Origin of the sequence: Streptomyces paromomycinus, assembly GCF_003865155.1 — a bacterium.
Taxonomy (GTDB): domain Bacteria; phylum Actinomycetota; class Actinomycetes; order Streptomycetales; family Streptomycetaceae; genus Streptomyces; species Streptomyces chrestomyceticus.
In genome coordinates this window covers 16966-41785 of record NZ_BHZD01000001.1, presented here as the reverse complement: position 1 = coordinate 41785, position 24820 = coordinate 16966, and the positions used below count along the sequence as shown (strand labels likewise).

18 protein-coding genes and 2 pseudogenes are annotated in these 24820 nt (G+C 70.2%); 16 read left to right on the top strand and 4 right to left on the bottom strand.

Features of this window, described 5'->3' with window-relative positions:
- Positions 1-432: 432 nt before the first annotated feature.
- Positions 433-1464, bottom strand: a complete 1032-nt coding sequence (locus OEIGOIKO_RS00140) for a hypothetical protein (protein WP_125050613.1) — start codon at positions 1462-1464, stop codon at positions 433-435.
- Positions 1465-2063: 599 nt separating this feature from the next.
- Here OEIGOIKO_RS00140 and OEIGOIKO_RS00135 point away from each other — a divergent pair.
- The 14 genes from OEIGOIKO_RS00135 to OEIGOIKO_RS00070 all read left to right on the top strand — a co-directional run bounded on the left by OEIGOIKO_RS00135 (position 2064) and on the right by OEIGOIKO_RS00070 (position 21632).
- Complete coding sequence (locus tag OEIGOIKO_RS00135; RefSeq protein ID WP_125050611.1) at positions 2064-2618, top strand: transcriptional regulator; 555 nt, start codon at positions 2064-2066, stop codon at positions 2616-2618.
- A gap of 50 nt (positions 2619-2668) precedes the next feature.
- Positions 2669-4276 carry a Mu transposase C-terminal domain-containing protein gene (locus OEIGOIKO_RS00130; RefSeq protein ID WP_125050609.1) on the top strand — a complete coding sequence of 536 codons (1608 nt, stop codon included), beginning with the start codon at positions 2669-2671 and terminating at the stop codon, positions 4274-4276.
- Entirely contained in the window at positions 4266-5351 is a 1086-nt protein-coding gene (locus OEIGOIKO_RS00125) for an AAA family ATPase (RefSeq protein ID WP_246177086.1), read from the top strand. The genes OEIGOIKO_RS00130 and OEIGOIKO_RS00125 overlap by 11 nt, the downstream gene beginning before the upstream one ends.
- The gene (locus OEIGOIKO_RS00120; RefSeq protein ID WP_125050607.1) at positions 5348-6121 is read left to right on the top strand and encodes an AAA family ATPase; all 774 of its coding nucleotides are present in this window, start codon (positions 5348-5350) and stop codon (positions 6119-6121) included. Before OEIGOIKO_RS00125 ends, OEIGOIKO_RS00120 begins: the two co-directional genes overlap by 4 nt.
- On the top strand, positions 6118-7254 hold the full coding sequence (locus OEIGOIKO_RS00115; RefSeq protein ID WP_125050605.1) for a hypothetical protein: 1137 nt from the start codon (positions 6118-6120) through the stop codon (positions 7252-7254). Before OEIGOIKO_RS00120 ends, OEIGOIKO_RS00115 begins: the two co-directional genes overlap by 4 nt.
- Positions 7255-7332: 78 nt before the next feature.
- A complete protein-coding gene (gene tpg / locus OEIGOIKO_RS00110) occupies positions 7333-7902 on the top strand; it encodes a telomere-protecting terminal protein Tpg (protein ID WP_125050603.1) in 570 nt (189 codons plus the stop codon).
- A gap of 515 nt (positions 7903-8417) precedes the next feature.
- Positions 8418-9659: an IS701 family transposase gene (locus OEIGOIKO_RS00105; protein ID WP_125050601.1), complete on the top strand. Its 1242-nt coding sequence runs from the start codon at positions 8418-8420 to the stop codon at positions 9657-9659.
- Between the two features lie 338 nt (positions 9660-9997).
- The gene (locus tag OEIGOIKO_RS00100; protein WP_125050599.1) at positions 9998-10366 is read left to right on the top strand and encodes a hypothetical protein; all 369 of its coding nucleotides are present in this window, start codon (positions 9998-10000) and stop codon (positions 10364-10366) included.
- A 276-nt stretch (positions 10367-10642) separates the two neighbouring features.
- Positions 10643-11233 (top strand): helix-turn-helix domain-containing protein, encoded by a 591-nt coding sequence (locus tag OEIGOIKO_RS00095; protein WP_125050597.1) that lies wholly within the window; start codon positions 10643-10645, stop codon positions 11231-11233.
- A gap of 26 nt (positions 11234-11259) precedes the next feature.
- The gene (locus OEIGOIKO_RS00090; RefSeq protein ID WP_125050595.1) at positions 11260-13494 is read left to right on the top strand and encodes a hypothetical protein; all 2235 of its coding nucleotides are present in this window, start codon (positions 11260-11262) and stop codon (positions 13492-13494) included.
- Positions 13495-14220, top strand: coding sequence for a helix-turn-helix domain containing protein (locus OEIGOIKO_RS00085; protein ID WP_125050593.1), 726 nt, complete (start codon positions 13495-13497; stop codon positions 14218-14220).
- A 66-nt stretch (positions 14221-14286) separates the two neighbouring features.
- Positions 14287-17898 carry an NACHT domain-containing protein gene (locus tag OEIGOIKO_RS00080; protein ID WP_125050591.1) on the top strand — a complete coding sequence of 1204 codons (3612 nt, stop codon included), beginning with the start codon at positions 14287-14289 and terminating at the stop codon, positions 17896-17898.
- 549 nt (positions 17899-18447) lie between these two features.
- Positions 18448-20172 carry a hypothetical protein gene (locus tag OEIGOIKO_RS00075; protein ID WP_125050589.1) on the top strand — a complete coding sequence of 575 codons (1725 nt, stop codon included), beginning with the start codon at positions 18448-18450 and terminating at the stop codon, positions 20170-20172.
- 236 nt (positions 20173-20408) lie between these two features.
- On the top strand, positions 20409-21632 hold the full coding sequence (locus OEIGOIKO_RS00070; RefSeq protein WP_125050587.1) for a hypothetical protein: 1224 nt from the start codon (positions 20409-20411) through the stop codon (positions 21630-21632).
- 578 nt (positions 21633-22210) lie between these two features.
- Here OEIGOIKO_RS00070 and OEIGOIKO_RS41280 read toward each other — a convergent pair.
- From OEIGOIKO_RS41280 to OEIGOIKO_RS42410, 3 genes and pseudogenes are all read right to left on the bottom strand, one after another.
- The gene (locus tag OEIGOIKO_RS41280; RefSeq protein ID WP_170251442.1) at positions 22211-22348 is read right to left on the bottom strand and encodes a hypothetical protein; all 138 of its coding nucleotides are present in this window, start codon (positions 22346-22348) and stop codon (positions 22211-22213) included.
- A 70-nt stretch (positions 22349-22418) separates the two neighbouring features.
- Positions 22419-22794 (bottom strand): annotated as a pseudogene (locus OEIGOIKO_RS00065) (cell division protein SepF); the annotation flags it as partial.
- A 93-nt stretch (positions 22795-22887) separates the two neighbouring features.
- The gene (locus OEIGOIKO_RS42410; RefSeq protein WP_246177085.1) at positions 22888-23088 is read right to left on the bottom strand and encodes a hypothetical protein; all 201 of its coding nucleotides are present in this window, start codon (positions 23086-23088) and stop codon (positions 22888-22890) included.
- A 1012-nt stretch (positions 23089-24100) separates the two neighbouring features.
- On the opposite strand from OEIGOIKO_RS42410, the gene OEIGOIKO_RS00055 reads away from it, so the two are divergent.
- Together OEIGOIKO_RS00055 and OEIGOIKO_RS43720 are read left to right on the top strand one after the other, a co-directional pair.
- A complete protein-coding gene (locus OEIGOIKO_RS00055) occupies positions 24101-24364 on the top strand; it encodes a helix-turn-helix transcriptional regulator (RefSeq protein ID WP_125050585.1) in 264 nt (87 codons plus the stop codon).
- A gap of 169 nt (positions 24365-24533) precedes the next feature.
- Positions 24534-24728: pseudogene (locus OEIGOIKO_RS43720) on the top strand (DUF6083 domain-containing protein); the annotation flags it as partial.
- Positions 24729-24820 lie beyond the last annotated feature (92 nt).

Sequence of the window (24820 nt, the reverse complement as noted above, 5' to 3'; positions counted from 1 at the left end):
AAAGGGACGCGGTTCGGGCTGCCTGCCACCACCTTCAGCACCGTCCAACTGACCACCGCTCACCCGCGCTCTGAATATTCCGCCACGCCTGCACGCACCCTCACGTCCGGAAGACAGCCGCCTATGTCACCGCCCGCCTCCCCAACCGCTGCTGCCCACGCATGGAGCCGGTCCGCGCAAGATCCTGATCGGCGCGCCCCGCCCCGCCGGCTGCCCGCGGCCCGCCCGGCCGCGGGCCGGTGCGGCGCCGCGGGTTCGTGGACGAGCGACGGGCGTTGGGCCATGGCCACGTCACGCGCGCAGGTGGGGCGCACGGGGTCCGTGAGGCTGCCGCAGTGGAGCGCAGTGGCAAGGCGGAGAAGCAGCGGCCGGTTGCGAACACGTTGCCGCAACCCGGACAGGTGCGGCGGCGCGCATGAGGTCGCTGCGGTGTCAGTCCAGGTCGTCGAAGAGGGAGCCCTGGGACGGAGGTGCATTGCGCGGGCGGGGGAGGCGCTTGCGCTTGTGCGGAGGCGGGGGAGGGGTGCCGGCGGCGCCGTCGGTCAGGGCGTGCTGGCAGGCGGCCCGCAGGTCCGGCAGCTGCATCTGCGCGCCTAGCAGGCCGAGGAAGTCCGCGACGCTCCAGTCGATGAGGGCGCCCTGGCGGGAAAGGTACAGGCCCACACGGTCGATGCCGTAGCTGTCGCTGTAGTCCAGCAGGAGGTAGCCCGCCAGCTGGTAGAGCTCGGCCCGGCCGAGGCGCTCGGGGCGGATGGTGGCCTTGCAGTCCACCAGCGCTCCGGCCAGGACGAAGTCGGCGTCGGCTCCGCCCACGTGCCGACTGCCCTCGAAGACCGGCCCGCAGACCCGCTCCGGCGCGGCCAGCTTTCGCAGGCGCGCGAACGGGCCGGGCTGCGCTGCCAGTTCCATCTGCCGTCGGATGTCTTCGACGATGTAGGACGGCACGGCATCGACCATGTCCTGCAGGCAGGCGCCGGGCGGGGTCAGGCCCAGGGCGTTGCCGCGTACCCAGCCCACGTGGCGGAAGATCGCCTCGAAGCTGGAGGCGAGGTGGCACAGCCGGATGAGACGGTCCTCGGCCTCATCCTCCAGGGCCAGCGGCTGACCGTCCTCGCTTTCGTACGTGCGCAGCTCCTCCAGCAGCACTGCGCCCGCGGCCTGCACCGTGTCGATGACCTCGGGACTGGGCCACCCGTTGTCATCGAGGACCGCCCGCACCACGCCCTCGCTGATCGGTGCGCCGGTGGGGGCTCCGAGACTGATCCTCAGCCGGTGATCGATGGTGTGCCCCAGCATCCGGTACTCCGGACGCTGTCCCGCACCGGCCGCCGGCTTCACCGGCGCGGCATAGCGCGCCAGGCGCGCACGGTAGTCACTCAACACGTCTTCGGGTAACGGCAGATGCTCGGTGAGGAACAGGGAGATCACCGAAGTGGGGTCCTTGAGGCAGGAGGTGAGACTCATGCGTGCATCGTGCCGCACGCCGCCGACATCGCGGCCGACGAGCGCAGCGGGTACCGGGGGGTAGCCGAGACTTTGCGTCATCCCTTTTCACGCCGCGCCACACCCGTTGTCAGACCCTGCCTCTACAGTGCCCCGCACCCGCTGGGTCGCAGGGCAACCGAAGCCGCGCCCGCCTCGGCCGGCTCACGCACTGACGTGGGAAAACACCTCAACCTCCCGTGCTCCAGCGCAACTTGGCGACCCGGGAGGCCCCGGGCCCTCGGAGGGACGCTACGCGCGTTGTATCCCCGGCTGCGTGCCCCGGACGATTGACCGGAAAGATCTTGCCGGGCCCGGCCCCGCCCTAAGTTCGAGCTGTTCGATGAACCGCCCCGGTCCCGCACATCTGGCCGGACACCGCCTGCCACACCCCCCAGGCACCGGCCGTTCCCCTTTGCTGCCGCCCCCGCCGGGGCAGCCCTACGGCCGGCGGTCCCACCGCGTCGCGCTCCGACGGGCGCGCCACCGCAACGGGACCCCACCCAGCCCGCCGGCCCTCTCGGCCATGCGCGGTGCCCGCCATGACGCCGCACGGGCTGCCGGACGAACCAAGGAGGATCATGGGCTTCGGCAAATACGGTGCGCAAGGCGTCCACGGCGCCATGGCACTGGCCACCGCACTGGACAGACGGGCCTTCGCAGGCGACCACTGGAAGACGCCGGAGGAGAAACACCGGCGCGCACTGCTCTACCTCACCCGCTCGGCGGCCGGCTACCGGGCCATGGAGGATGCAGGCATCACCGTCGATGCCCGCACGCTTCTCGCGTGGTTGTCCCAGGCCCGCGCCCCCAGCCGGGACCGGCAGGCCCGCCTGGAGACCGCCTACCAAACGCTGCGGCGACGCAACATCGCGCCGGCCCTGACCCGGTCGCTGAACGCAGGGGGCGGCACCCGCATCGAGATCTACCCCGCCGATGAGGCCGAGGTTGAGATGTGTCACCGGCGCGTCGTGCCATGGCGCCACAAGAACATCTACCGCTGGAACACCATCGTGGCCGCGTGGTCGGTGGGGGACCAGATGCGCTTGGTCGCGGCGTGGGAGGACACCATCTGCGACCTGGACTCGGACTGGCGCAAGTACGAGTACGTCTCCCACATCGGCATGCCCATCTGACCCGGGCCGCACGCCTCACAGCCCTTCTTGTTCTCAGGAGCAGCCTCCTCATGGATGAGGAACCACCCGACAGCGCGTCGGCCGCGCACCCCCAGGCCGCCACACGCCGGCTGGAGCGGCAGATGCTGACCACCCCGGCGATCCGCCACCTGATGACGCTGGACGCCCGCGGTGAGCTCACCACCGCCCACGTGCGGCTGGTGGCCCAGACCCTGGACCTGCACATCCGCACCGTCTGGAAGCGCCTGGCCGACGCCAAAGCCAACGGCACCGCCGAACGTCCCGGCCGAACCCGCTTCGAGATCACCGAAGACCTCCGCGTCCAACTGGCCTACCACCGGGGCAACATCAAGAGCCTGTATGAAGCACTGCGCGCCGAAGCCGAAGAAGACGGCGGCACCGCGCCCAGCCTGGCCACCCTCTACCGCGCCATCCGCCGCGACCTTTCCCCAGGGGACCTCGCCGGCCTGCGCCAAGGCATGCCGGCCTCCCGGGGCCACGACCCGCACCTGCGGCGCGCCCCCGCCTGCCGCAACGAGGAGTGGGAGGGCGACCACAAGCAGGTCCCCGTCTGGGTGCTGGCCGGCGACCGCCTCCTCAAACCCTGGGTGACCTGGTTCATCGTCTGCTCCACCGCCATGACCATGGGCTGGGCCCTCACCCCCCACTACCCTCACCGCGGATCCATCCTCGCCGCTCTGCGCTCTGCCCTCCTGTGCGACGACACCCACGGCCCGGCCGGCGGCCTGCCCCAGCGACTGCGCATCGATCGCGGCCGCGACTTCCTCGCCCGCGCCGTCCAAGAAGCCCTCGGCGCCTTCGCCGTCGACGTCTACGTCCTGCCCCCTTACACCCCGCACCTCAAAGGCAGCATCGAAAATCTCAACCACGCGGTCACCAGCATGTTCTTCTCCACCCTGCCCCGCTACACCGGGGCCCAGCGCCTGGACTCCCGTCACCGCTCGGGTGAGAACGACCCCCCGCTCACCTTCGAGGCATTCGTCGAGCTGTTCGGGCAGTGGGTACGCCGCCGCAACGTCGAACACCGCCTGGCCGCCCACGGTGACCTCACCCCCCTGCAGTTGTGGAACGAAGACGACACCCCCCTGCGGGAGGCCACCCCCGAGGACCTGCACGCCTTCCTGCTCGAAGCCGACCGCTCCCCTCGCAAGATCCACGGTCACGGCATCCGCTGGCGCGGCCGCGACTACATCGGCCCCTGGATGACCGGCCGCACCGGAACCGAAGTCCGCATTCGCTACCAGCCCCACCACGAGGACACCATCGAAGTCTTCGACCTGTACACCCACCGCCACCTGGGCACCGCCCACCTGTCCGACCGCGCCGACCCCGAACAGATCGACGCCGTCTACCAGGCCCGCAAGGAGCGTGCCCAGCGCCTGCGGCAGGACCTGCGGGCCGCCGAACGCAAGCGCCGCCGCCGCTTCAAGGCCGTCACCGCCCCCGTACCCGCCCAGGTCGCAGGCGTCATGACCCGCAAAGCGGCCACCGAAGAACTGCGCACACTGCGCGCCCCTGCCCATCCCGATGAGCTGCCCGAGAACTACATGCCACGCCGTCTCGCCCCCGGCGCCGGATGGGTCATCCCCACCACGCCCCGCGAAACCACCTCCGAAGAGGACTCTGATGAGAGCTGAGCTCCCGCCCGGCACCCACTCTCGGATCCTGCGCCCGGAAGGCATCCGCTGGCGCGGCCGGCTCCACCACGCGAGCTGGATCACCGGCCATGTCACCGCACAGGTCCTGGTGCGCCCCCGCACCTTCCCGGGGCACGGCATCGACGTCTACCACCCCAGCGGCCGCCTCCTGGGCGCCGCCTTGCCCATTACCCCCGCCTCAACCGACGGAGCACCCATGACCGACACCGGCGCTGAGACCGGCACCGACAGCAGCACCGGCAGTGAGACTGCGTCCGTGGCCGCCGGCGCAGGCGGAGCCGAACCCGACTTCTACCTCAACCTGGCCGACGCCCGCGTCGTTGCCACCGAGGCTCTCCTGGAGGCCGGGGAGAACATCGCCGACACCATCGACGCCCGCGCCATGTCCTGCATCTACGGCGACGCCGGCCTGGGCAAGACCTTCTCCGTCCTGGCCGCCTTGAAGGAAGTGGCCGCCGACCTGGTGCTGTTCTTGCAGTTCCGCTCCCGGCCCACCCCGCGCGACATCCGCTTGGAACTGTTCAACCTCCTCAACCTCGAGGGCAAGGCACCCACTCATCCCAGCGAGTTCGACACCCTCCTCAAAAACTCCCTCACCCGCCGCCCCTACGTCCTGGCCTACGACGAGGCCCAGCAGTTCAGCCGCGAATGCTTCGAATTCGTCCGCCACCTGTGGGACACCGGCAAGGGAGCCAACCGCCCCGCCGTCCTCTTCATCGGCGGCGAGGAGTGCTACAAGACCCTCTACAACGAACCCGCCCTCGCCTCCCGGATCTACATCTGGCAGGAATTCACCCCGATGGAACCGGAGGAAGTCCTCAAGAACATCCCGCACTTCCACCCCCTGTGGGCCAATGCCTCACCAGAGCTGATCAACTACATCGACCAGGAAGCCGGCGCCGGCACCTTCCGCATGTGGTCCAAGATCACCTACCACATCCTCGAGGGCATGAAGCGCCGCGGCCTGGACGAAGTCGACGAAACCATCGCCCGCTGGGCCATCCGCCGAGTCCGGCCCCCCAGGCAGCGCCACCGCCGGGACGAGAGCCGATGACACCCACCGACCCCACCGGGCACAGCACTGCCCGGCACCACCTCAACCTCCCCCAGGCCCGCACCGTGACCACCTCACAGGTGCGGGCCGCCGCCCACGCCCTTGCCGCCACCGTCGAACAGCAGACCATGATGTGCCTGAGCGGCGCCCCGGGCAGCGGAAAAACCTTTACCCTCCACATTCTGACCGCCCAGCACCCCCACTGGCAGACCCTGTCCCTGCTCATGCGCCCCCAGGCCCGCCCCGAAGACCTGCGCGCCCGCCTCTACCGCGCCCTGCAACTGCCCGGCACCGCCCCGAAGAACCCTGGCATCTGCGACGACCTCATCCGCCACGCTCTGCACCACCCTCCGCGGCTGCTGGCCATCGACGAAGCCCATCAGCTCTCCGCCTCCTGCCTGGAATACCTCCGCTTCCTCCACGAAGACGCCCACACCCGCCTCGCCGTGCTTCTGCTGGCCAGCGACCACCGCCTCAAAGCCCTGCGCACTCAGCCCGTGCTGGCCGGCCGCGTTCACACCTGGCACCACCTCCAGCCGCTGGCCGAGCCCGAGCTCCTCACCGCGCTGCCCGCCTTCCACCCCCAGTGGCACGACGCCGACCCCCAGCTGATCACCACGCTCAACACCGCCTGGGCACACGGCAACTTCCGCCGCTGGGCAGCCCTGACCCACCGCCTGGCCAGCCGCGCCCACCGCACCGGCCGTCCCCAGCACGACGCACACCCGCTGCTGAAGCAACTCCAGCCCCGACCCCAGATGAGGCCATGACCCCCACCGCAGCCGCACCCGTCGTCGCCCCCAGGGCCTGGGAGCCGGTGTGGTCACCCGAGGAGACCGACCCCGCCCTGCCGCCCCTCACCCTCATCCTCGACCCCCGCGACCACGCCGCCCTCACCACCACCGCCCTGGCCGCCCACCGGCCCAGTGCCGGACGCATCACCATCCACCCCACGCCCCTCGCCCCGACCGCCGCCACCTTGGCCCACGACCTGATGCGCGCCTACGGCAAACACCTGCCCGCCCCAGAAGACCTCCACCCCGAACCCGCATGGGTCCGCCACAACGACGACAGCTGGCGCAACACCGCCGCCTGGACCACCACGCTGGGCATCACCCACCTGATCATCTGCCGCGCCCACCGCTTCACCAACGGCCACATCAAACACCTGCTGGCCCTGCGCGAACACGCCCGCCTGAAGCTGACCCTGCTCTGCAACGGCCCCTTGCCCCCGAACACGCGACAACTCCTCTCCGCCGTCCGCCACGACCACCTCGACACCCCCGAAGCCGCCCTGCAACACCTCCAGCACCCCCCACCGCATCCCACGGCTGGCAACTACCCGTGGTGGCAGGCACGCTGCTCCTTCCCCGCCCGGCCCGAGGAGACCTGGTTCCGCCTGCCACCCCCGCCAAGCGGCCACCACCGCTGGGAAGCCCGGCACTACGCCATGATCGCCACCCAACCACCCCCCGACGCCCGCATCCTCCCTCTGCCACCGACCCGCCAGGACCACACCCACCCCCATCTCGCCACGGCCATCGCACGCATCCACCACCGCATCGCTCACCCCGTGCATGCCGCACGCGTCGCCCTGCACCTCCTGACCGGCGCACCTCCCGACCAGCTCAACCACCTCCCGCACGGCGACCTCACCCCCTCCGGCAGCCCGGACCACGACCTTCACCCCACTGCAAGCCTGCCCCTCTGGACCCGGCCCCTGACCCAGGCCGCACTCGCCCTCACCGAGCTGCGCGGCTACGCCCACGCCCACACGCCTCTGTTCATCCCCAAATGGGAGGAGCACGAGGTCAGTCAGGCCATCGAAGGCTGCCGCCTCCTCCTGCCGGCGCCAGCCCGCACCTCCTCTGCCGCCCGCAGGCGACCGGCCAGACGGCCCTGACCCCGGCCGGCCGCGAGGAGGCCCCCGCCACCCCACCTCAACCGACCTTGAAGCCATCCACCCCGACCAGGAGCCGACATGCACCCCGCCTTCGACCCGGAATCCATCACCGACGCCCTCGACCGCGCCGATATGGACCTGTGGACCCGCCAACCACCCCGATCGGACAGCGCCCGCCTGCGCTTCCTCCTCTCCCGCCACGCCGACCACCACACCCTGGCCGCCCGCCTGCACATCTCACCCGCCGACCTGCAGGCAGCACTCCCCGGACGGCGGGACGTCCCCAGCGAGCAGCTGCACCACACCATCACGCGGGAAGTGGCCCGGCTCTGGCAGCCGCTCATCCGCCGCCGAGCCCACCACTCGCTCGCCGAACGCGGCGGCATGATGGTGCACTTTCGCGGGTGGTTCGGATTCACCGGACCCGCTGGCTCCTCCGACGGCGGCCGCTTCCGCCTCCTCACCGAACAACTGCCCGCCCCCTACATCGGCCGACTGTTCAAGGCGCGGGAGCGTGAGGCAGATGAAGTAACGCTCCGCGGCATCGTCGCCGACGCGGTCGGCGAGTCCTACTTCCGGGTCTCACCCACAGGAGGGCTGCGCATGGTGGAGCTCAAGGACATCGACTACATCGAGTTTTCCTACTGAGCCGCCCCCGCGCATGCCGGGCTCCACCAGCTGGCCGAGGCCAGCACGGTCGTCACCGAGCAGACCGGTCCTCCGCAAGAGCAGCGGATGCCCGGCCACGCGGCCCGCCCGATGGGCGGTGTGCGGAGCCGTATTCCGGCCGGCTCACTGCCACACATCGCAGCGCGGACAGTGCCCCGGCAACCAGCCAAAGCACATCAGGCGCGCAAGCACCATCACCCTGCACACAACGAGGAGCAGACGATGACCGAGTCAGACACAGCATTGTTCGAAGCGATCCGCCGCGATCACCGCGCGGGTGACAGGCTGCCCTGGTCTCTGGCCGCTCGGCATGGCGTCTCCCGTGAGACGGTCCTGGACGCGGTGACAGCCGTGCTGCCCCTAGTACTCCAGTGGCACTTCACCATTTCCGCTGGTCAGAGGCGTTCTGTCGAGCCTAGCGGGCTGACGGCGGGTCAGGGGCCCGTTCGAGGAAGCCGACGTGGACGGCGGTCTGAGTCGGGCAGGGTCGGGGCATGATGGCGGACTTCGTCACAGGGCGTTGGAGTGCCGAGCTCGAGGACCTGTTCTTGCGGGTGAGTGGACGGTTCGGCCGGGTTGAGGTGCGGCGCCGGATGCGGGATTACGTGCGGGGGCTGTTGGGCCCGGTCGGCCGCAAGAACAGCTGGCAGCTGGCCGAGTACGCCGGTCACAACGGGCCCTACGGGCTGCAGCATCTGCTCTCGCGCAGCAGATGGGACCCGGACGAGGTCCGGGACGATGTGCAGGAGTACGTGGCCCAGCGACTCGGTGATCCGGACGGCGTTCTGATCGTGGACGACACCGGGTTCCTCAAGAAGGGCGTCGTCTCCGCCGGGGTGCAGCGGCAGTACTCCGGCACCGCCGGGCGGACCGAGAACTGCCAGATCGGCGTCTTCGCCGCCTATGCCTCCGGCCGGGGGCGGGCACTGGTAGACCGGGAGTTGTATCTGCCCAAGTCCTGGACGAGTGACGAAGACCGCTGCCGGGCCGCCCGCATCCCGGCCGACCGCGGCTTCGCCACCAAGGGAGAACTCGCCCACACCCTTGTCCTGCGGGCCTTGACCTCGGCGCTGCCGATCGCCTGGGTGACCGCGGACAGTCTCTACGGGCAGGAGTGGCGCTTTCGCCACCTGCTCGAGCAGGCCCAGGTCGGCTATGTGCTCGCGGTACCCAAGTCCCAGCAGCTCAAGTCGCTATTGGGGGTCTGGCGCATCGACCAGGTCATCGATGATGCCCCCGCCGATGCCTGGCAGCAGCTGTCGGCCGGTGACGGTGCCAAGGGCCCGCGCGTCTATGACTGGGCCGCGGCGAGGCTGCCCGTGAACATCGTCTTCGACCCTGATCCGCCCACGCACGAGCGGTGGGTGCTGGCCCGCCGCAGCCTCAAGCGTCCCGACGAGATCGCCTACTACCTGGCCTACGCGCCCGTCGGCACCACGGTCGAGAAGCTGGTGGCCGTCGCCGGCTCGCGCTGGGCGATCGAGGAGTGCTTCCAGGCCGCCAAGGGCCAGTGTGGTCTCGACGAGTACGAGGTGCGCCGTTATCCGGGCTGGTATCGGCACATCACCCTGGCCATGCTCGCGCACGCCTTTCTCGCTGCCATGACCGCGGACGCGGTCGAAAGGGGGGCGGCAGAAACGACCCAGCCGACCTGGCCCCGCTCACCGTGGCGGAGGTCCGGCGCCTGCTGGCAGTTGTCGGCCCCCACCCCGCGCGCCACGGTGTCGGCGCATTGACCTGGTCACGCTGGCGCAGACACCACCAGGCCATCGCCCGCGCCTGCCACTACCGCAGACGCACCCGCGCCTGAAACGGTTTCCTCGAACGGTCCCCTGACCCGCCGTCAGCCCGCTAGGCTCGACAGAACGCCTCTGACCAGCGGAAATGGTGAAGTGCCACTGGAGTACTAGAGCATGACCTCCCGGCCGACGCAAAGGAACTGGGCGAGGCCCGTCAGCGCCTGGACGCGCTGCTGGAGGAGGACCGGGCCAAGGCTCCCGCCGAGCGCTGCTCGACCTTCGAGCTGTATGAGCGGCTGAGCATCATCACCAGCCCGCCAGTCTCCTACCGGTGGGTGTGGGAGTACATCACCCGCCACCGAAGTCAGCACGCCGGCGTCACCCCACCGGAACCGCACGAGCGGACCTGGGCGGGCAGCGTCCCCGTCGGCATGCCGGAATTCGTCAGTGAACTGATCACGGATGCGATGCGGCAGCTGATGGAGTTGGCCATCGAGGGCACTCTCCCTGCCGCCTCCGGTACCGAGCTGGGGATCGTCTCCCTGAACACCGCCAGGTCCAGGATCGACCAGGCCCTGTACGAGCTCGTGCTGGCCGGACGCCGATCCGGCGTGTCCTACGCCCAGATGAGCCAGTGGATCGGTATCACCGAAGACGTTCTGGCCCGATCGGTTGAGGACCATCACCGTTCCATGACCGCCTGAACCGTTCTCTCGCTCCGCCGTTGGCGGCGAGGGGCGGCAGCAGGTCAGCCGGGCCCGGGAGCCGAGGGACCGGCCGGAAGAGGGGCGAGGGGCCGGTGAGCGCCGATACATCTCGCTCACCGGCCCCTCGCTCCTCTTTCGTTCTTAAGGTCGGGGAGGATTTGGACTTTTGCGGAGCAGGCCAGCGACCGGTCCGGATGCTTTGACGGGGCACAGAACACCCACTACCGTTGGTCCCTAATCAGATATCAGAGTGCGCACGCTGGAGGAGGGTGAATGCTGCTGACGACCGGGCAGGCCGCCGAAGCCTTGGGGTGCGCGATCACCACCTTCCGCCGTCTCATCCGTGCCGAGCTGTTGCCGGGCCTGTCCCGTCGCGGGGTGCGCGTCATGATCCCGCTGGAGAGCGTCCAGGCACTCGCCGCCCGAAAGCCGGCCCCGCTGCACCGACTGCCCGCAGAGGAAATCGCGGTGCTGCGCGTGGATGCGGCAAAGCTCGTGCAGGAGTCCGACCGTGACTGGATCGGGTTCTCCGCCGCGTTGCCGCCCGAGGCGCTGCTCAAAGGTCTGCGCGGGTGGTGGCGGTGTGATCCGGCGAGTGTGGCGGCCGGGGGAGTGCTGCCGGTGACCCTGTCCGGCTATGTGGTGGCCGTCCTGACCGGCCTGGAGACCTGGGAGAAGGACGACCGCGGCCGCCACGCCTTCCCCCAGGCACGGCTGGCTGGCTACGTCACCGACCTCGCTACCCCCGCCACCCACCTCACTCCCGGGCCAGCAGCCGACCGCGCGCTCGCGGACCTCCTCCTCGGCGCCCGTCTGCCCTCCGACTCCGGTGGCGCCGTCGCCTACCGTGCCACCACCCGCTGACCGCACCGGCCCTTGAAGGAACCGACATGGATGCCAAGGCCTACAACGCCGCACTGGGCGAACTGCGCGCGGTGCGGGACGAGATCAAAAAGACCCGGGCCGCGCTGGCGAAGCTGGAGGCCGACCGCGACAAGCGGATCGCCCAGCTGGTCGGCCATGACAAGGCCAAGGCGGAGCGGATCGCCCCGGCGGCCGGGCTGAGCCTGGCCGAAGTCGTCGCCCTCGCTCCGGAACTGGCCCCCGACCACCTCTCCGGTCCCGCCGGGCCGCCCAAGCCCGCACCGCAGGCACCCGTTGAGGGCCCCGCGAGCGGCCCCGCCGCGGCCTACGCACCCGTGGCTCCGGCTGCCGGGGCCGCCGCTCCCGCGATGTCGCCCGCCGCTCCAACCCCCGGCTCAGCAACCGCAGACGCGTCCTCCCCGACGCCCGGCCCGACCCCGCAGCCCACGGGCACCTCGGCCCCGGACGACCAGGTCCCTGCGCCTGTGCCGCCACCCACCGCCCCCATCTCGCCGGCCCCCACCACGCCTCCCGGCCCGGCGCCGGCCCCGGCCGGGGCGCCGCAGGCCCCGGGCGGGCCCCGCACCCTGCCTGCCATCCCCGAAGGCGAGCCGGGGGAGCGGTGGTTCGCCCACACCCCGAACCTGGTCTCGATGCGGCCGAACTTCACCCAGCAGGCCCGCTCCACCGTCTTCCTGGATGCGGCCACCGGGGTGATGGTCCACCGCCACCAGACCCACCAGCTCACCCTGCCCACCGCTTCGGCGGCCGAGATCCTCACCGCTGTCTTCCACGTCCTGCCCGAAGGGGTGGAGCGGATCTACATCACCGCCGGCGCCCCCTGGCACCGCGACGCGAGCCGCTACCCCTACCTGCGCGACGCCGTCGCCGCCTGGCTCAACGCCCCCACCCCCGGCTGGCGCACCGACACCGGCCGGGGGCGGGATCGGATGGCCGGGCACTTCGTCCACGCCCGCAACCCTGTCGGCCGCTACCAGCGCGAGAACGGCGAACAGCATGTGGAGATCCGCTCGGTGGGGGAGTGGTTCGACCTCGACGGCGATGACCCGCACATCGTCCGCGACGCGTTCGTCCTGCTGTGGAAGGCCCTGCGCCACCACTGGACGGATGCGGTCATCATGGGCTCGCCCTCCCAGACCGGCCGGGACCTGTGGACCCGCACCATCCCCCAGCGCGGCCAGTACGCCGACGGCTACCCCGTCCTCTCCGAGGAACTGCGCGGCCTGCTGCACGCCACCGCAGGTCAGGGCCGCAACGAACTGCTCACCCCACCGGCCGTGCCCGAGCAGCTCCCCGCCCTGGTCGAGTACGACCGCACCTTCGCCTACGCCAAGCACACCTGGAAATCCCCCGTCGGCACCCCCCGCCGCATCACGGGCACCACCTTCGCCAGCTGGTCGGAGAAGGAGCAGACCCGCGCCCTGTACGGCTGCGGACACTGGCACATCCGCGTCACCGTCCCCGCGGGCTGGAACCACGTCGGCCTCCTCCCCGCCCCCGCTCCCGGCGACCGCGCCTGGCGCTACCCCCACGCCCCCGGCACCACCTTCACCACCTGGGCCGGCGGCGCCGAAGTCCACACCGCCCTGACCAACCCCCTTACGCCCTGGAAGATCGAAATCCTCGACGGCATCCTGTGGGAGGACGGCAAACCCCTGGACGACTGGGCCAAGAAACTCAAAGAGACCTGGATGAACCTCTCCGCCCAGGCCCAACTCCAAGCGGACCCCCAGCAGGCCCGCGCCGCCCACCTCGCCTCCCGCGCCGTGCGCGCCATCGTCCTCTACGGCATCGGCTCCTTCGCCCAACGCCCCCGCCTGGTCACCGGCACCACCCCCCGAAACGCCGAGCGCGACGTCCCGCCGGATGCCGAAATCATCGGCTTCGATAACGAGACCATCACCTGGCAGCGCCCCACCGGCTTCGCCCGCGACCCCCACGCCCACCCCGAATGGGCCGCCACCATCTGGTCCGGCGCCCGCGCCGCCCTCCTCACCCAACGCCACCGCGAGGACAACACCTTCGCCGGGGCCCTGCACACCCCGCCCGGCACCGTCGTCGCCTTCCGCACCGACGCCCTCTATCTCACCCAGCCCCAGAACTGGCCCCACCACGGAAACCCCGGCGACTACCTCCACAAGGGCCACCTGACCGGCCCCGTGCCCGCCCCCGCCACCGAAGAACAGCTGCTCGCCTTGCGGGATGCCGGTCGCGCCGCCCTGGCCCGGGGGGCGGTCTAAATGCCGCCCCGCCCCCGCCGGCGCACGGGCCGCGGTCAGCGGCGTGAGCTGAACGAGGCCGCGCGCCTGACCGACCAGCTTCAGGCCGTCGGCTTCACCAAACGCGATGTCGCCCGCATCCTCGGCCGCGACCCCTCCCTGGTCAGCCAGTTCTACACCAAGAACAAAGGCGCCGCATTCGTCCCCGCCCTCACCCACGTCCTCACCGCCATCCAGACCGCTGGCATCACCGAGATCACCGAACTGACCGCCCTGGCCGCACCGCACATCACCCGCCGCACCACCGCCACCGGCACCCGCGCCCGGGTCCGCTCCAAAGCCGTCCTGATCACCCCCACCGGCACCGGCACCGGCCGCGTCGGATCCCAGGCCATCGCCTCCGGCTCCACCCGCCTACGCCCCCTGATCGCCGAAGCCGCCCGCCAACACCTGCGCCTGGCCTTCACCGTCCGCATCAACAAAACCGGCTACCTGCACTCCTCCGGCAGCCACACCGACTCACCCGGCATCCGCCGCGACGTCATCCAACGTGCCGACCACACCGAAGAACGCTCCTACGGCTCCGCCGCCACCGGAGGCTTTGCCGCCACTGACATCGCCGCCCGCGTGGACGCCGCCGGCGGCGACGTCACCGCCGCCATCCACCAGTGGCTGACCGAGACCGGCCGCATCGACCCAGCCGCGCACATCACCCACCTGGAGATCCGTACCTGGCGGCCCCGCTGACCGAGAGGGTCTGCGGTGCCTCCGCGAACCCGAAGATCATGACGGGGCAGCCTTTACGCTGTGCACGTGGTCGACAGCTCAGAGGCGAGGCGGGGAAGCGTTGCCGGCGCTTCTGGTGATGCGGGCGTCCAGTACCGGCGCGGCGTTGCCGCCTATACCGTGGCATGCGGTCTGGCAGGAGTCTCCCTGCCACGCATCGAAATTCCTCCCGCACATGCCCGTGTGGCATCGGTGACGCTGGAGACCGACGATCCGGTCGACGACATCCGGATCGACTTCGACTCAGGGTGGCAAGCCCTCGTACAGGCCAAGCGGAGCCTCAAGGCGGGAAAGCCTCTGAAGGAAGCCGTGGCCCAGTGGGTGCACGCCGCGCGAGACGGTCTTGACCCCGCCAAGGACCGCTTGGTGATCGTCGCCGGAGCCCTAAGCGGTCCCATGAGACACCTCCAGCAAGTCCTCGACCGAGGCCGGACCGACCATCCCGGCGCGCCCACCAAGCCCGAGGCGCATGTGCTGAAGGCCGTCCGACGACTACTCGGCGCTTTGGACGAGCAAGAACAGGACCGAGTCCTGAAGTGCGCGGTGATCTGGGAGCTGCAGGTAGAAGAACCCGATGACCCAGGGGCCCAGCTGGCCATGAACTACCTGCGTCACGTGGTCGCCGGCGGCACCCACAAAACGGCGCGCGACGCGTGGAAAGCCCTGGTCGAGGTCTCAGGCCGCGCTGCGCGGCTCCGGGGCGGATACAAGATCGCCAGCTGGCTGGACGCCCTGCACGGTGAAGGCATCGAGATCGGCAGTACCGGCAGCACGCCGGCGGCCGCGCTGGAGACCCGGCGACTGGCACTGCAGCGGTACATCGCGCGCGTCACTCGCGAGGGAACGCAGATCGACCTGCGTGCGCTGGGCGCCGAGCTGCCCAGCCTCCCGCTCGCGCAGGCCGACGCGAATATCAAAGTGGGCACCGACACCGACGATGCGCGGAGCGCAAGCGAGCTGATCTGGGCCTTTCTCCGGCGCGGTCGCGTTGTGCTGACGGGCTTGCCCGGCGGTGGCAAGAGCACTGCACTGAAGCAGCTGGCCGCGCAACTGGCTTCGGACTGGGCCCTCCCCCTACCGGTGCGGGTATCGCTCCGTGAGGTCAACACGGCTGGGTCGCAATCCAGTTTCCGGGACCGGCTCATCGCCGTCGCGGTGCGCGATGACAGGCCAGGAGACCGAATCGAGCTCACCCACGAGATCAACGAGCGCCTGGATCGCGACGGCGGCATCGCTCTGCTCCTCGACTCGCTGGATGAGACCTACGACCAGCGACGGAAGGTGGTCAGCGAGATCGCCGACCTGGTCGCTGACCTGCCGGCAGGAGTCTGCATCCTGCTGTCCACACGTGATGTCGCCTATGGACAGGCTTCCACCCTCGGCTGGCCGGCCCTGCGCCTGCGATCACCCTCCGAGGTGGAGAGCACGGTGACCGCTGTCCTGGAGGCGGCCGCATCCCAGAGGCGTGCGGAGCCAACCGACCGCGCGGACTGGGTTGCCCAGCGCGCAGCATGGGTGCGGTCATCGCTGGCGCAGGATGAACAGCTGCGCGAAACGCCTCTCCTCCCAGTGCTGTTGGCACTGCTCGCCGCGCGGAAGTCAACTCAATCGCTCCCCACGCGGCGTGCGAGGATTCTCGAAGCCGTCGTGAAGCACGTCGTCGCCGACCACGAGGTACAGCGCCGCGACGGACGCACTCTGGGACCGTTGACAGGCACTGCCCTGAACACAGCGAGCATGCATGCCTTCACCAGCGAGGCTGCAGAGATCCTGAACAGCCGGGGACAGGCCGATGCGGAAGCAGTCGCCGCCGCCATCGCAGCCGACCTCGGCGAACCCTGGGGGCTGCCGCCGGCACAGGCGATGACCGCGGCCTGGGAGGCGGTCCGGCTTTTCGATGAGACCGGAATCTTCGTCATGTCCGGCGCCGACGAGACCATTGCCCCACGCATCACCCTCTTCGCGGAGATCGGAGACGCCATGCGGATCGTCTCGCGCCCGCAGGAGATCCCTACATGGGTCGCTGCGCGGATCGCGGCCCAGCAATTCGAATCACTGGTGCTGGCGTGCGCTCTCGGCCCGAGCGTAGCGCGCGCCGCCTCTGACGCCCTCCAAAGCAGCCCCGGGAATATCGCGCTGGCGAAGGCGCTTGCCCAAGCCGACCGGGAAGGGGCGGACCTCGACGACGCCACCGTCCGGCAGGTCTGCGAGAGCTTGATTGCTCACATTGCCGAGGGAACTCAGGATGCGTGGCTGAGCTGGACAGACCTCCTTCGGCTCTCGATTCCCGTTGATCTGCATGCCTCCGCGGAGGCCGCCGCGGCGCACCACGGCACGGACTATGCCCTGGTGGCGCGGGCGTCGCTGGCGCTCCACTTTCGCCCCGACGGCTCCAGCCTGGAAGATCCCCAGATGCTCAAGGACCTGCTCCGCTTGCGGTCCCTGCCACGCCGACCGTCAACGGGCAAGAGCACGATGGTCACCCTTGACGCGTGGATGATGGACAGGACATTGGGCGAGACACAGCAGAGAGCTGCCGAGGCCCTGCTGGAGCATGTCCCGGACGCTTCCTCTCTCATCGCCGCTCTTGCCATCGACGCTCCGTACGGGCTGCAGGAATCCCTCACGCGACTTCTCGACGACCGGGGCTTCGATGAGGATGTTCAAGCCATCCAGCACGCCAACGCGCAGCGGTTCAAAGACTTCAGGCTGCCCTCATGGGCGTCCGAAGGCAACGACACCGCCTATGCACACTTCCTTGAGCTGGTAGCCGACCACGCCACGGCCGACCTCACGGCCGAGCAGGCAACCCTCCTCGACGAGCTGGCCGAGTTCGTCGAAACGATGGAAATGAACGACGGAGGCGTGACGCAGCTGCACAAGCAACCGGACGACGTGCTCCGAGAACTCATCGCGCTGACCGCATCCCTGTACGGATTCGACCGTTCGGTCCTCGCGGCCCAAGCCAAGATCGCGTGGCTCCGCTTGGAACACTGGGACGGCAACGCCCCCTACTTCGCGCTCTTCGACGCCGCATCCAAGCGATCCCGCCCCGACTGGACCGCGGTGCATGATCGCGATGCGGCGGTGCGATTGCTGATGCGGCTGCTCACCTTGGGCCTTGGGCAGGCAGTATTCGCAGCGAGGTCCTTGTACGAGACGTCCGTCGCCGAGCAGGCAGCCCCGCAACTACGCCAACTCCTGCCCCGGCTTCGCCCCAGCACGCGACATGAACGCATTGCAGCCGTGACGCTGGCATCGCTCACACCAGGCCCGGAACCCGATTGCTGGACGGACAGCGAGGACCCGGTCCTGCGTGCCGTGGCGGCATCGATGATCGAGCCCGTAACCGGAAACACGGTCGGTGCCCAATTTCGACAGCTTCTTGACGACCCCGATGGCCACGTCCAGGAAGCAGCACTCCGACACCTCATCGAGGCCCGCCCACCGGAACTCACCGCGATCATGAACGACGTCCTTGCCCGGCCAAGACCAGGATGGATGTGCTTGAACTGCCGCACCGTGAACCTCCCGCCGGGGTCCACCTCATGCACCAGCGACAAGTGCTCCACAGTCGGGGCCGATCCCGCCAAGCTCGCGGCCGAGTTCCTGCAGACAAAGCCGCACGATGCGAGCTGACTGCCTCCGACGCGCAGATGCTTGGCTGCCGTCGCCGGTGCCGGCCCACCCGCAAGGTGGCGGGCCGCGCGAACCTCCCGGCTCGGCTGGGCACGGTGACCCACCGGCGAGCAACAGGGAAGCCAGCCATGGTTGACCGTCGGCCACCAGCGCAGACGGCGTGCGCGATGGGCGGAGCAGTCGGCCCGGCGGGCGAGGACCGCCGGTGGTTCCGTGCTACGGCGCCTCTTCGGATTCCCCCTTCAGTCTGTGAACGACTTCCATGAGGCGTCGGTACGTCTCGCCGTCTGCCCGACCGGAGAGGTAGCAGAGGCTGTCCTCCAGCGGCGGGTAGCGCCCAGGTGCGCTGCTACGCAGGGCTAGGGAAGCTCCGGGCCGCACGCGATGCGAGGGGCGGCCTGGATCGCCGTGATGCTTCCCGACGATCGGCTCCGCCCTATAGATCTGCGGCGCGGGTCCCACTGCGCGACCCGCGCGAGGCGGAAGAGGAGCGATAAGACGTACCCTCAACAACCCGCATGTGTCAGCGAGCATCCCTAATATGAACACATGACCGACCTCTCGCCCTCTCCGGACGATCTCGAGCAGGCCAGAGCCCTCCTCGCACGCGACAGCCACGCCCGGCAGCCGGAGACCCCCGGCCTTGTCCCCCTTGCTGCCGCTCTGCAGGCCCTGCGACGGGCCAAGGGGACGGGTGAGGGGATCACTGACGAGGAACTGCTCGCCGCGCACGACGCCTTGCATGCCGCCGGGTCCTCTGTCCGGCACGAGGGCACACTGGGGGCGTTGGCGCTGGCGCTGGTGGAGCGGGGCGTGGTGCCTGCGTCGGAGGACTATGAGGGCCTGTGGTACTTCTGGTGGCCCAAGAAGGCCCACGGTCCCTGCCGAGACTGCCGGAAACAGCGCGCCCTGACCCGCTACTCGGGCTTCTACGGTGACGAATACCGCTACCTGTGCGCGCGGTGCCGCCGCGAGGAGCGGGAGGGCAACGCACGGGAAGCCGCGCGCCTGCGGGAAGCACCGGCCGCGGCACGGGACACCGCCCCGGCCGCACCGGCCCCGCCCAGCGATGACCAGTGGAGCACCTACGCCACAGAACTGCACGAGATGCTCGCCCCACTGGAGTGGGCGGGCTGGGCGCTGCCGGAAGGCTGGGACAGCGAGTGGGACGCCACCGTCGGCCCGCTGCTGTTCGAGACCGTCTGGCGCGGTGATGCCGCCCTCAACGTGGAGTACCGGCCCGGCGAGCAGGTCCTGGAGCTGCAGCCGTGGGAGGACGTCACCGGCGACTTCCCTGAGTCCTTCACCGTGCTGGGCGAGACTGTCCGCCTCCAGGCCGCCGACACCCCGGAGGCCGCACAGGCCCGCCTTGCGGAGCGGGCGGGGGAGCTGGGCCTGCTGGACGCCACCCGGGCCCGCCCGGCCGATACCCTCCCCGAGGAGCTTCAGCAGGATTTCGCCGCCCGCCGCCTGGGCCGGCTGTTTGAGCCGGCCGCCGACTACCGGCAGCTGCCGCTGGAAAAGGTGCTCAAGGAAGCCATCCAGCACCCGTGGTTGAGCGCCTACCTGAACTGGGTGGTCAGCATCAGCGGCCGGCATGTGCAGCCCGATGTGGTCCCCGACGCCGCCGCTGTGGGGGTGGCGGCCTGGTGCTGGCGCAACGACACCGCGGTGGAAGAACACCACCTGGCCACCGACGTCCTGATGGCCCGGGTCAACATCGCCGTCACCCAGGCGATCCAGCCGCACATCAACCCCGTGGAGGGCGTCGACTGGGACGCCATCGAGCAGGCCCTCACCGACCCGCAATGGGCCCTGCCCGACGGCACCACCATCGCCTCCCTCTTCGGCATCTCCTGGCCGCACGTGCGCACCACCGTCGTGGCGCAACTGGCCAAGTGGCGGCGCGCGGAGGACGAGCTGCTCGGTCCCGAGACCACCCTGGCCCTGCTGACGATCGGCGGTTCCACCGACTACACCCACAGCTGGTGGGGCCAGGGCCGCTGGCAGGCCATCTGCCGGCGCATCGTCGACGACGCCCTCCACAGCCAGATCACACTGCCGCAGCCCTACAACTACCAAGGCCCCGAGGCGCTGGTGCGCGATCTGGCCCGCCCCGACCTGCTCTCCGACGAGGTGCTGCGCTGGCTGATCGACATGCCCGAAGGCGGCACCGGCGGACCGCGCGGCCTGCGCTTCCACCCCATTACCAGCCCGCCGGTCCACGTCTGGGCCCCGTACGGCTGGGAGCCGGACATCGACGCCGCGAGCTGACCGCCGGCTGCTGCCCCGGTCGAGCAGCAGCCGCCCTCCGCGGGGCGCCGCGATCCAGATCCCGGCACCGGAAAACTCCGACCGACTACACACCTTCCTGGGCGAGGGAACGTCCGGCAGCCAGGCCCCTGCCTCCTGCCAGGCCGGGAAACAGCGCGGCGAGACGCAGCGACCGCTGGACGCGGACGGACACTCCGGCCAGACCGTCGCCATGGGAGTCACTACAGGAGCGGGCAATGGATAACGAGATTCAGCTGATCAGCGACGGCGACGGACTTGCGGTCATCGGCAACCCGAGGGATGTCGAGCGCTTCCTCGCCTCGAAGGGACTGCTCTCCTTGTCGGAGGATCTCGGACTGCCGGGGCTCGGGCCCGTCCTCAGAGCCGCGGCCGCAGTCGCCCGGGCAGGTTCTGAGATGGCCGCCCACTCAGGTCGCTGGGTGAAGCTGACCGAGGAGTCCGCGGCGGCCGTCAAGAAGTTCGGGCTGAGGGAAAGCTCAAGGACGGGCCTCAGCACAGGTGTGATCAAAGGGAACAAGGGGCAGATCGGCGGATTCGTCGAAATCGTGAAGGGGTCCGGAGCGTTTCTGACCAACCCGGCGATGCTTGCTGGTGCCGCAGGACTCATGGCGCAGCTGGCGAGGCAACATGAAATGAACGAGATCAAGCGCTATCTCGCCACGATCGACAGCAAGGTCGACGCCGTGATCCGCACTCAGAACAACGCTGAGTTGGCGAGAGTGCTCGCAGCGGGCCTCGACATCCAGGCCGCCATGACCGTCCGCGAACAGACGGGACGGGTCGACGAGACCACGTGGTCTACGGTGCAGAACAGGACCCATACGATCACAGATGCCCTGGCGTGGGCATTGCTGCAACTCCACGCACTCGCGGAGAGGGCGGAGAGCAAGACCACGATCGGTGATCTCGCCAAGGTGGCCGAGGCGGCAGAGCCGGAGGCCCGGAAAATGCTTGCCGTTCTGGCTCGTTGCTTCGAACTGCAGGACGCGATCGACGTGCTGCGACTGGACCGGGTGCTGGACGCGTCTCCGGACGAACTGGACGGCCATCGCCTCGCGCTGAATGCTGTCCGGCAGGACCGGCGCGAGCGCATTTCGCGGGAGACTGAGCACCTGATGGCCCGTCTGGATGCGGCTGCCGGCACGGCCAACTCGAAGGTGCTGCTGCACTCGACCACGTCCCGGGCTGTCGTGGGCTCGATCAACCGTGTCGGGATTGCCGTCGATGACTTCCACAGGCCGCTCGGGATCGAGTGCGGGCGTCGTGCACTGGAGGCGACGCGATGGTGGGACGCTGCCCGGGACCCGCGGCAATTGAAGACCGCGGCCGCGGAGGCAGGGGGCAGAGCGCTCGCCGCAGCGAGCGTGGCAGGCGTGGCGGGTGTGGCGAGCCTGGGGGTTCTGGTCTTGGCCAAGAAGGGTGACGAAGAGAGTGAGTGAGCGCAGTCCATCAGCTCAGCGGGCTTTTCGGGTGGGGCTGGACCCGTGCGTCTCTCCCGCCGGCCCGCGGCGAATCGCCCGGCCAACGCGCCAAAGGCGCGGGCAGGGCACGCTGCCTGATGGAGCGCAGATCACGCCCGCTAGACGCGGGCGGCCCCCCAGACCGCCGCCGTTCTCACCGTCCTCCACGCGGCCGAGCACGCCCGATGGGAGTGCGGTGTCCGGGCACTGGGCGAGGCCGGCCGTGGACTGATCCGTTGGCCCTCAAAGGCCCTGGGACCTTCGCTCGGACCGTCAACCTGTACGGAGATCCCGCTCACAGTCAGGGCAGCACGCCGGCTGTGGCGAACGGCTGGTCACGGCCGTCCCTGCACTGTGAGGGGTGACCTCACCCACGGGATTCGGGCGCCTGGGGGAGGCAGGGGCGGCGTCGTGGTATCGGCTGGCGGGGTGTCGGGGCTTAGGCTGGTGCACAGGAAGGCCCTGCCGACGCGACAACGACAGACAGGGCCCACCCGCTCGGGAGAAACCCCGCAGCCTCACGGCCCTGGCGTCCTACCGCCGGGGCCGTGCTCGTCTCAGGCGCCGAACAGGTGCCTGATCGTCAGGTCGATCGCCAGCGCTGTCACCAGCGCCAGAAACTGACCGACCCGACCGAGTCTGCTACGGGGCTCCCGGTCGACCGGACTGCTGTCGTGCTGGTCGGGGCCGGGCATCGTCTCTCTCCTCTCCGGGGTTTCATGAGCCCCCTGAGAACCCCGTGCAGCGGCAGGGGCCCCAGCGAACTCACGCTCCCGGCAAGGGAAGAGTCGTCGTTCTCCGTGATTCGACGTTAGCAGCAGGCAACAGGAACACCTTCTGCGTCACCCGCTCAATGCCCTCGTGAAGGCCGAAGACGAGACCGGACGCAAAGTCGACAAGTCGGTTCGCGTCGGTGTCGTCCATCTCCGTCAGATTCAAGATCGCCGGAGCGTCCTCGCGGAATGTTTCCTGACGGTACGGGGCTTCCTCGCGGCTCGGACAGACCGAAGCATGGGCTCTAGTCGGCCCGTTCGGGTGCAACCTTGGGCATGATCACCGGCTCGCTCTTCTCCAGTATCAGGCGTTCAGGTGTGATGGAGACCATGCGGACGATTTGGGCCGGTTGTTCCGATGCCGCAGGTGCGGCGGGAGACGCGGGGCGTGCCCGACGTGACGAGCGCCCGGCTCCTTCGCCTTCCGGCCCACCACCTGCCCTCGCCCGGGCCGGAGACCCTCACTCGGCCTCCAGCCTGTTCCGTGAGAGGCGCCAGCGCAGTTCACCTGCTTCTGCGCCGTGATGCCAGCCCGCCAACACGTCCGCGTGCAGGAGGCGGTCGAGGAGGTCTTCGACCTGGGTGAGGGAGAGCCCGCACAGGCGGGTGAGCGGCTCCGCCTCCACGCTTCCCGCCTGTCCCGCGGTGTGCGTGGCCAGCACCAGCGGTCAGCTGCAGCGCAGGCGGTGCCTCCCGCGTGGCGCCGAACGGAGCCGGGTGCAAGGCCCAGTGGGCGGCACGGGCCCGGACACCGCGAGCGGGGATCTCGGCAAGAACGCCGGCGTCCAGCAACTGCGCCGTCACCCCGCCGTGTGCTCCCCGGGTGCCGGAGAAGGAGCAGTGCAGCCAGCCGGCGTGCACCAGTTCGTGCCAGGGGGCCGCATATCCGGCCAGGCGCATGCCGCGCAGCAGGCCGCTGGGTAGGCGGACTTGGCCGCTGGCGTCGGCACGCAGTGTGCACTGCAGGGCGAGCAGGCGGGCGGTAGGGGAGGGGAAGCGGGGCAGCGCGGCAGCGAGGTAGGTGAGCATCTCCCGCACCCGGGCCCGTTCCTTGGGCCCCGGTGCGCGGGACGTCCGGGGCCGGGCCCGGATGCACCGCGCCGGGGGAGCGGTGAGCAGGGTGTCGGGGACGACCGCTGCCCGATCGGTGGCGGCCGCGCAGGCGGCGCAGGTATCGGCCAGCCGCCATCGGCGCCCGCCGCGGTCGCGAGCGAGGACCAGCAGGACAGCTCCGGTGCAGCCGCGGTGGCGGGGGTGCCAGCGGCAGCCCCGCGTGCGGCACTGGCAGGTGCGCAGATGCTCCGGTACGGAGTCCTCGCGGGCATGCCGCGCCAGGTGGGCCAAGGCAGCCGCCCGTGCCGACACGGCCGCCACCGGGTGCGGCTGGTGGCGGCACCGGGAGCAGGCCAGCGCCGGGCCGCCGGGCTGGGGGCTGAGTTCCACGGTCCAGATGCGCCGCGCCGCGGCGTGGGTGGGGGAGAGCCTCATCGGGCCCGGTGTCCTCCTGTTCGATCTGCTGGGGTCCTCGCGCCCGGGTTGTCGGGGCGGAGGTCGGCCGCACCGTAGTGCAGACCCTTGCACTTCCGCAGAGTGCCGCAGAGGTGCCGTCGACTGCTTCCGATAGTGCAGAGGTCTGCACTGACAGGGCAGGGTTCTGCACCGTCGGATGGGACGGTGACGATCTTCCCGCCCGACCCCAACCTCGGCGCCCTGCGTGTGCAGCTGGCGCGGCTGAGGAACGAGCGGGGCTGGACCTTCGATGAGCTCGCCGAGCGCAGCGGCCTGTCCCGCCGCACCCTCATCGACCTCGAACACGGCCGCACCACCGGCTCCGTCACTACCTGGCACGCCCTCGCCCACGCCTTCGGCATCTCCTTCGACCAGCTGCTGGGCACCCTCTGCGAGGGGCACACCCCACCCACGGAGCCCTCGGCCTGACCCCGCCTCGGCGCCACCGGGCCCGCCGCGCGAGCATCACCCGAACCGACGAGCCGCCGCCGAACGGGCATCATGCCCTCGCACGTGTGTCCCGGACCTTTGGGCTGTCCGTGCGACCTGCCCGACGCCGTCCCGCGCCCCCGGCGTGGCGGCTGGCACGGTCCCCGTCATGCACCCCGCCACTCCCGCCAGCGGCCGCCACTGGGACGGCAGCCCCCGCCACCCCGCCCGCCGCCGCTCGCTACGCGTTGCCCCGACCAGTCCCAGCCGCCTGCTGCGGGCCGGGCAGAGCAGCCGCTGCCGCGCGTGCGGCAACCGCTTGGAGTGGTACCCGCGCAGTGATGCCTCTCACCGGCCCATCGCCCTGCACCCGGCCGAAACCCCCACCGCCGCCATTCCCCCCTCCTGCCACTGGCATCTGAGCTGTGCACCGCTTACCGCGGCGACGGATCCGCC

Excerpts from the sequence above, each read along its gene's own strand:
- OEIGOIKO_RS00140 (WP_125050613.1), bottom strand. The coding sequence starts at position 1,464 with ATGAGTCTCACCTCCTGCCTCAAGGACCCCACTTCGGTGATCTCCCTG.
- tpg (WP_125050603.1), top strand. The coding sequence starts at position 7,333 with ATGCACCCCGCCTTCGACCCGGAATCCATCACCGACGCCCTCGACCGC.
- OEIGOIKO_RS00120 (WP_125050607.1), top strand. The coding sequence starts at position 5,348 with ATGACACCCACCGACCCCACCGGGCACAGCACTGCCCGGCACCACCTC.
- OEIGOIKO_RS41280 (WP_170251442.1), bottom strand. The coding sequence starts at position 22,348 with ATGCCCGGCCCCGACCAGCACGACAGCAGTCCGGTCGACCGGGAGCCC.
- OEIGOIKO_RS00090 (WP_125050595.1), top strand. The coding sequence starts at position 11,260 with ATGGATGCCAAGGCCTACAACGCCGCACTGGGCGAACTGCGCGCGGTG.
- OEIGOIKO_RS00085 (WP_125050593.1), top strand. The coding sequence starts at position 13,495 with ATGCCGCCCCGCCCCCGCCGGCGCACGGGCCGCGGTCAGCGGCGTGAG.
- OEIGOIKO_RS00075 (WP_125050589.1), top strand. The coding sequence starts at position 18,448 with ATGACCGACCTCTCGCCCTCTCCGGACGATCTCGAGCAGGCCAGAGCC.
- OEIGOIKO_RS00070 (WP_125050587.1), top strand. The coding sequence starts at position 20,409 with ATGGATAACGAGATTCAGCTGATCAGCGACGGCGACGGACTTGCGGTC.
- OEIGOIKO_RS00115 (WP_125050605.1), top strand. The coding sequence starts at position 6,118 with ATGACCCCCACCGCAGCCGCACCCGTCGTCGCCCCCAGGGCCTGGGAG.
- OEIGOIKO_RS00095 (WP_125050597.1), top strand. The coding sequence starts at position 10,643 with ATGCTGCTGACGACCGGGCAGGCCGCCGAAGCCTTGGGGTGCGCGATC.
- OEIGOIKO_RS00135 (WP_125050611.1), top strand. The coding sequence starts at position 2,064 with ATGGGCTTCGGCAAATACGGTGCGCAAGGCGTCCACGGCGCCATGGCA.
- OEIGOIKO_RS00105 (WP_125050601.1), top strand. The coding sequence starts at position 8,418 with ATGATGGCGGACTTCGTCACAGGGCGTTGGAGTGCCGAGCTCGAGGAC.
- OEIGOIKO_RS00125 (WP_246177086.1), top strand. The coding sequence starts at position 4,266 with ATGAGAGCTGAGCTCCCGCCCGGCACCCACTCTCGGATCCTGCGCCCG.
- OEIGOIKO_RS00130 (WP_125050609.1), top strand. The coding sequence starts at position 2,669 with ATGGATGAGGAACCACCCGACAGCGCGTCGGCCGCGCACCCCCAGGCC.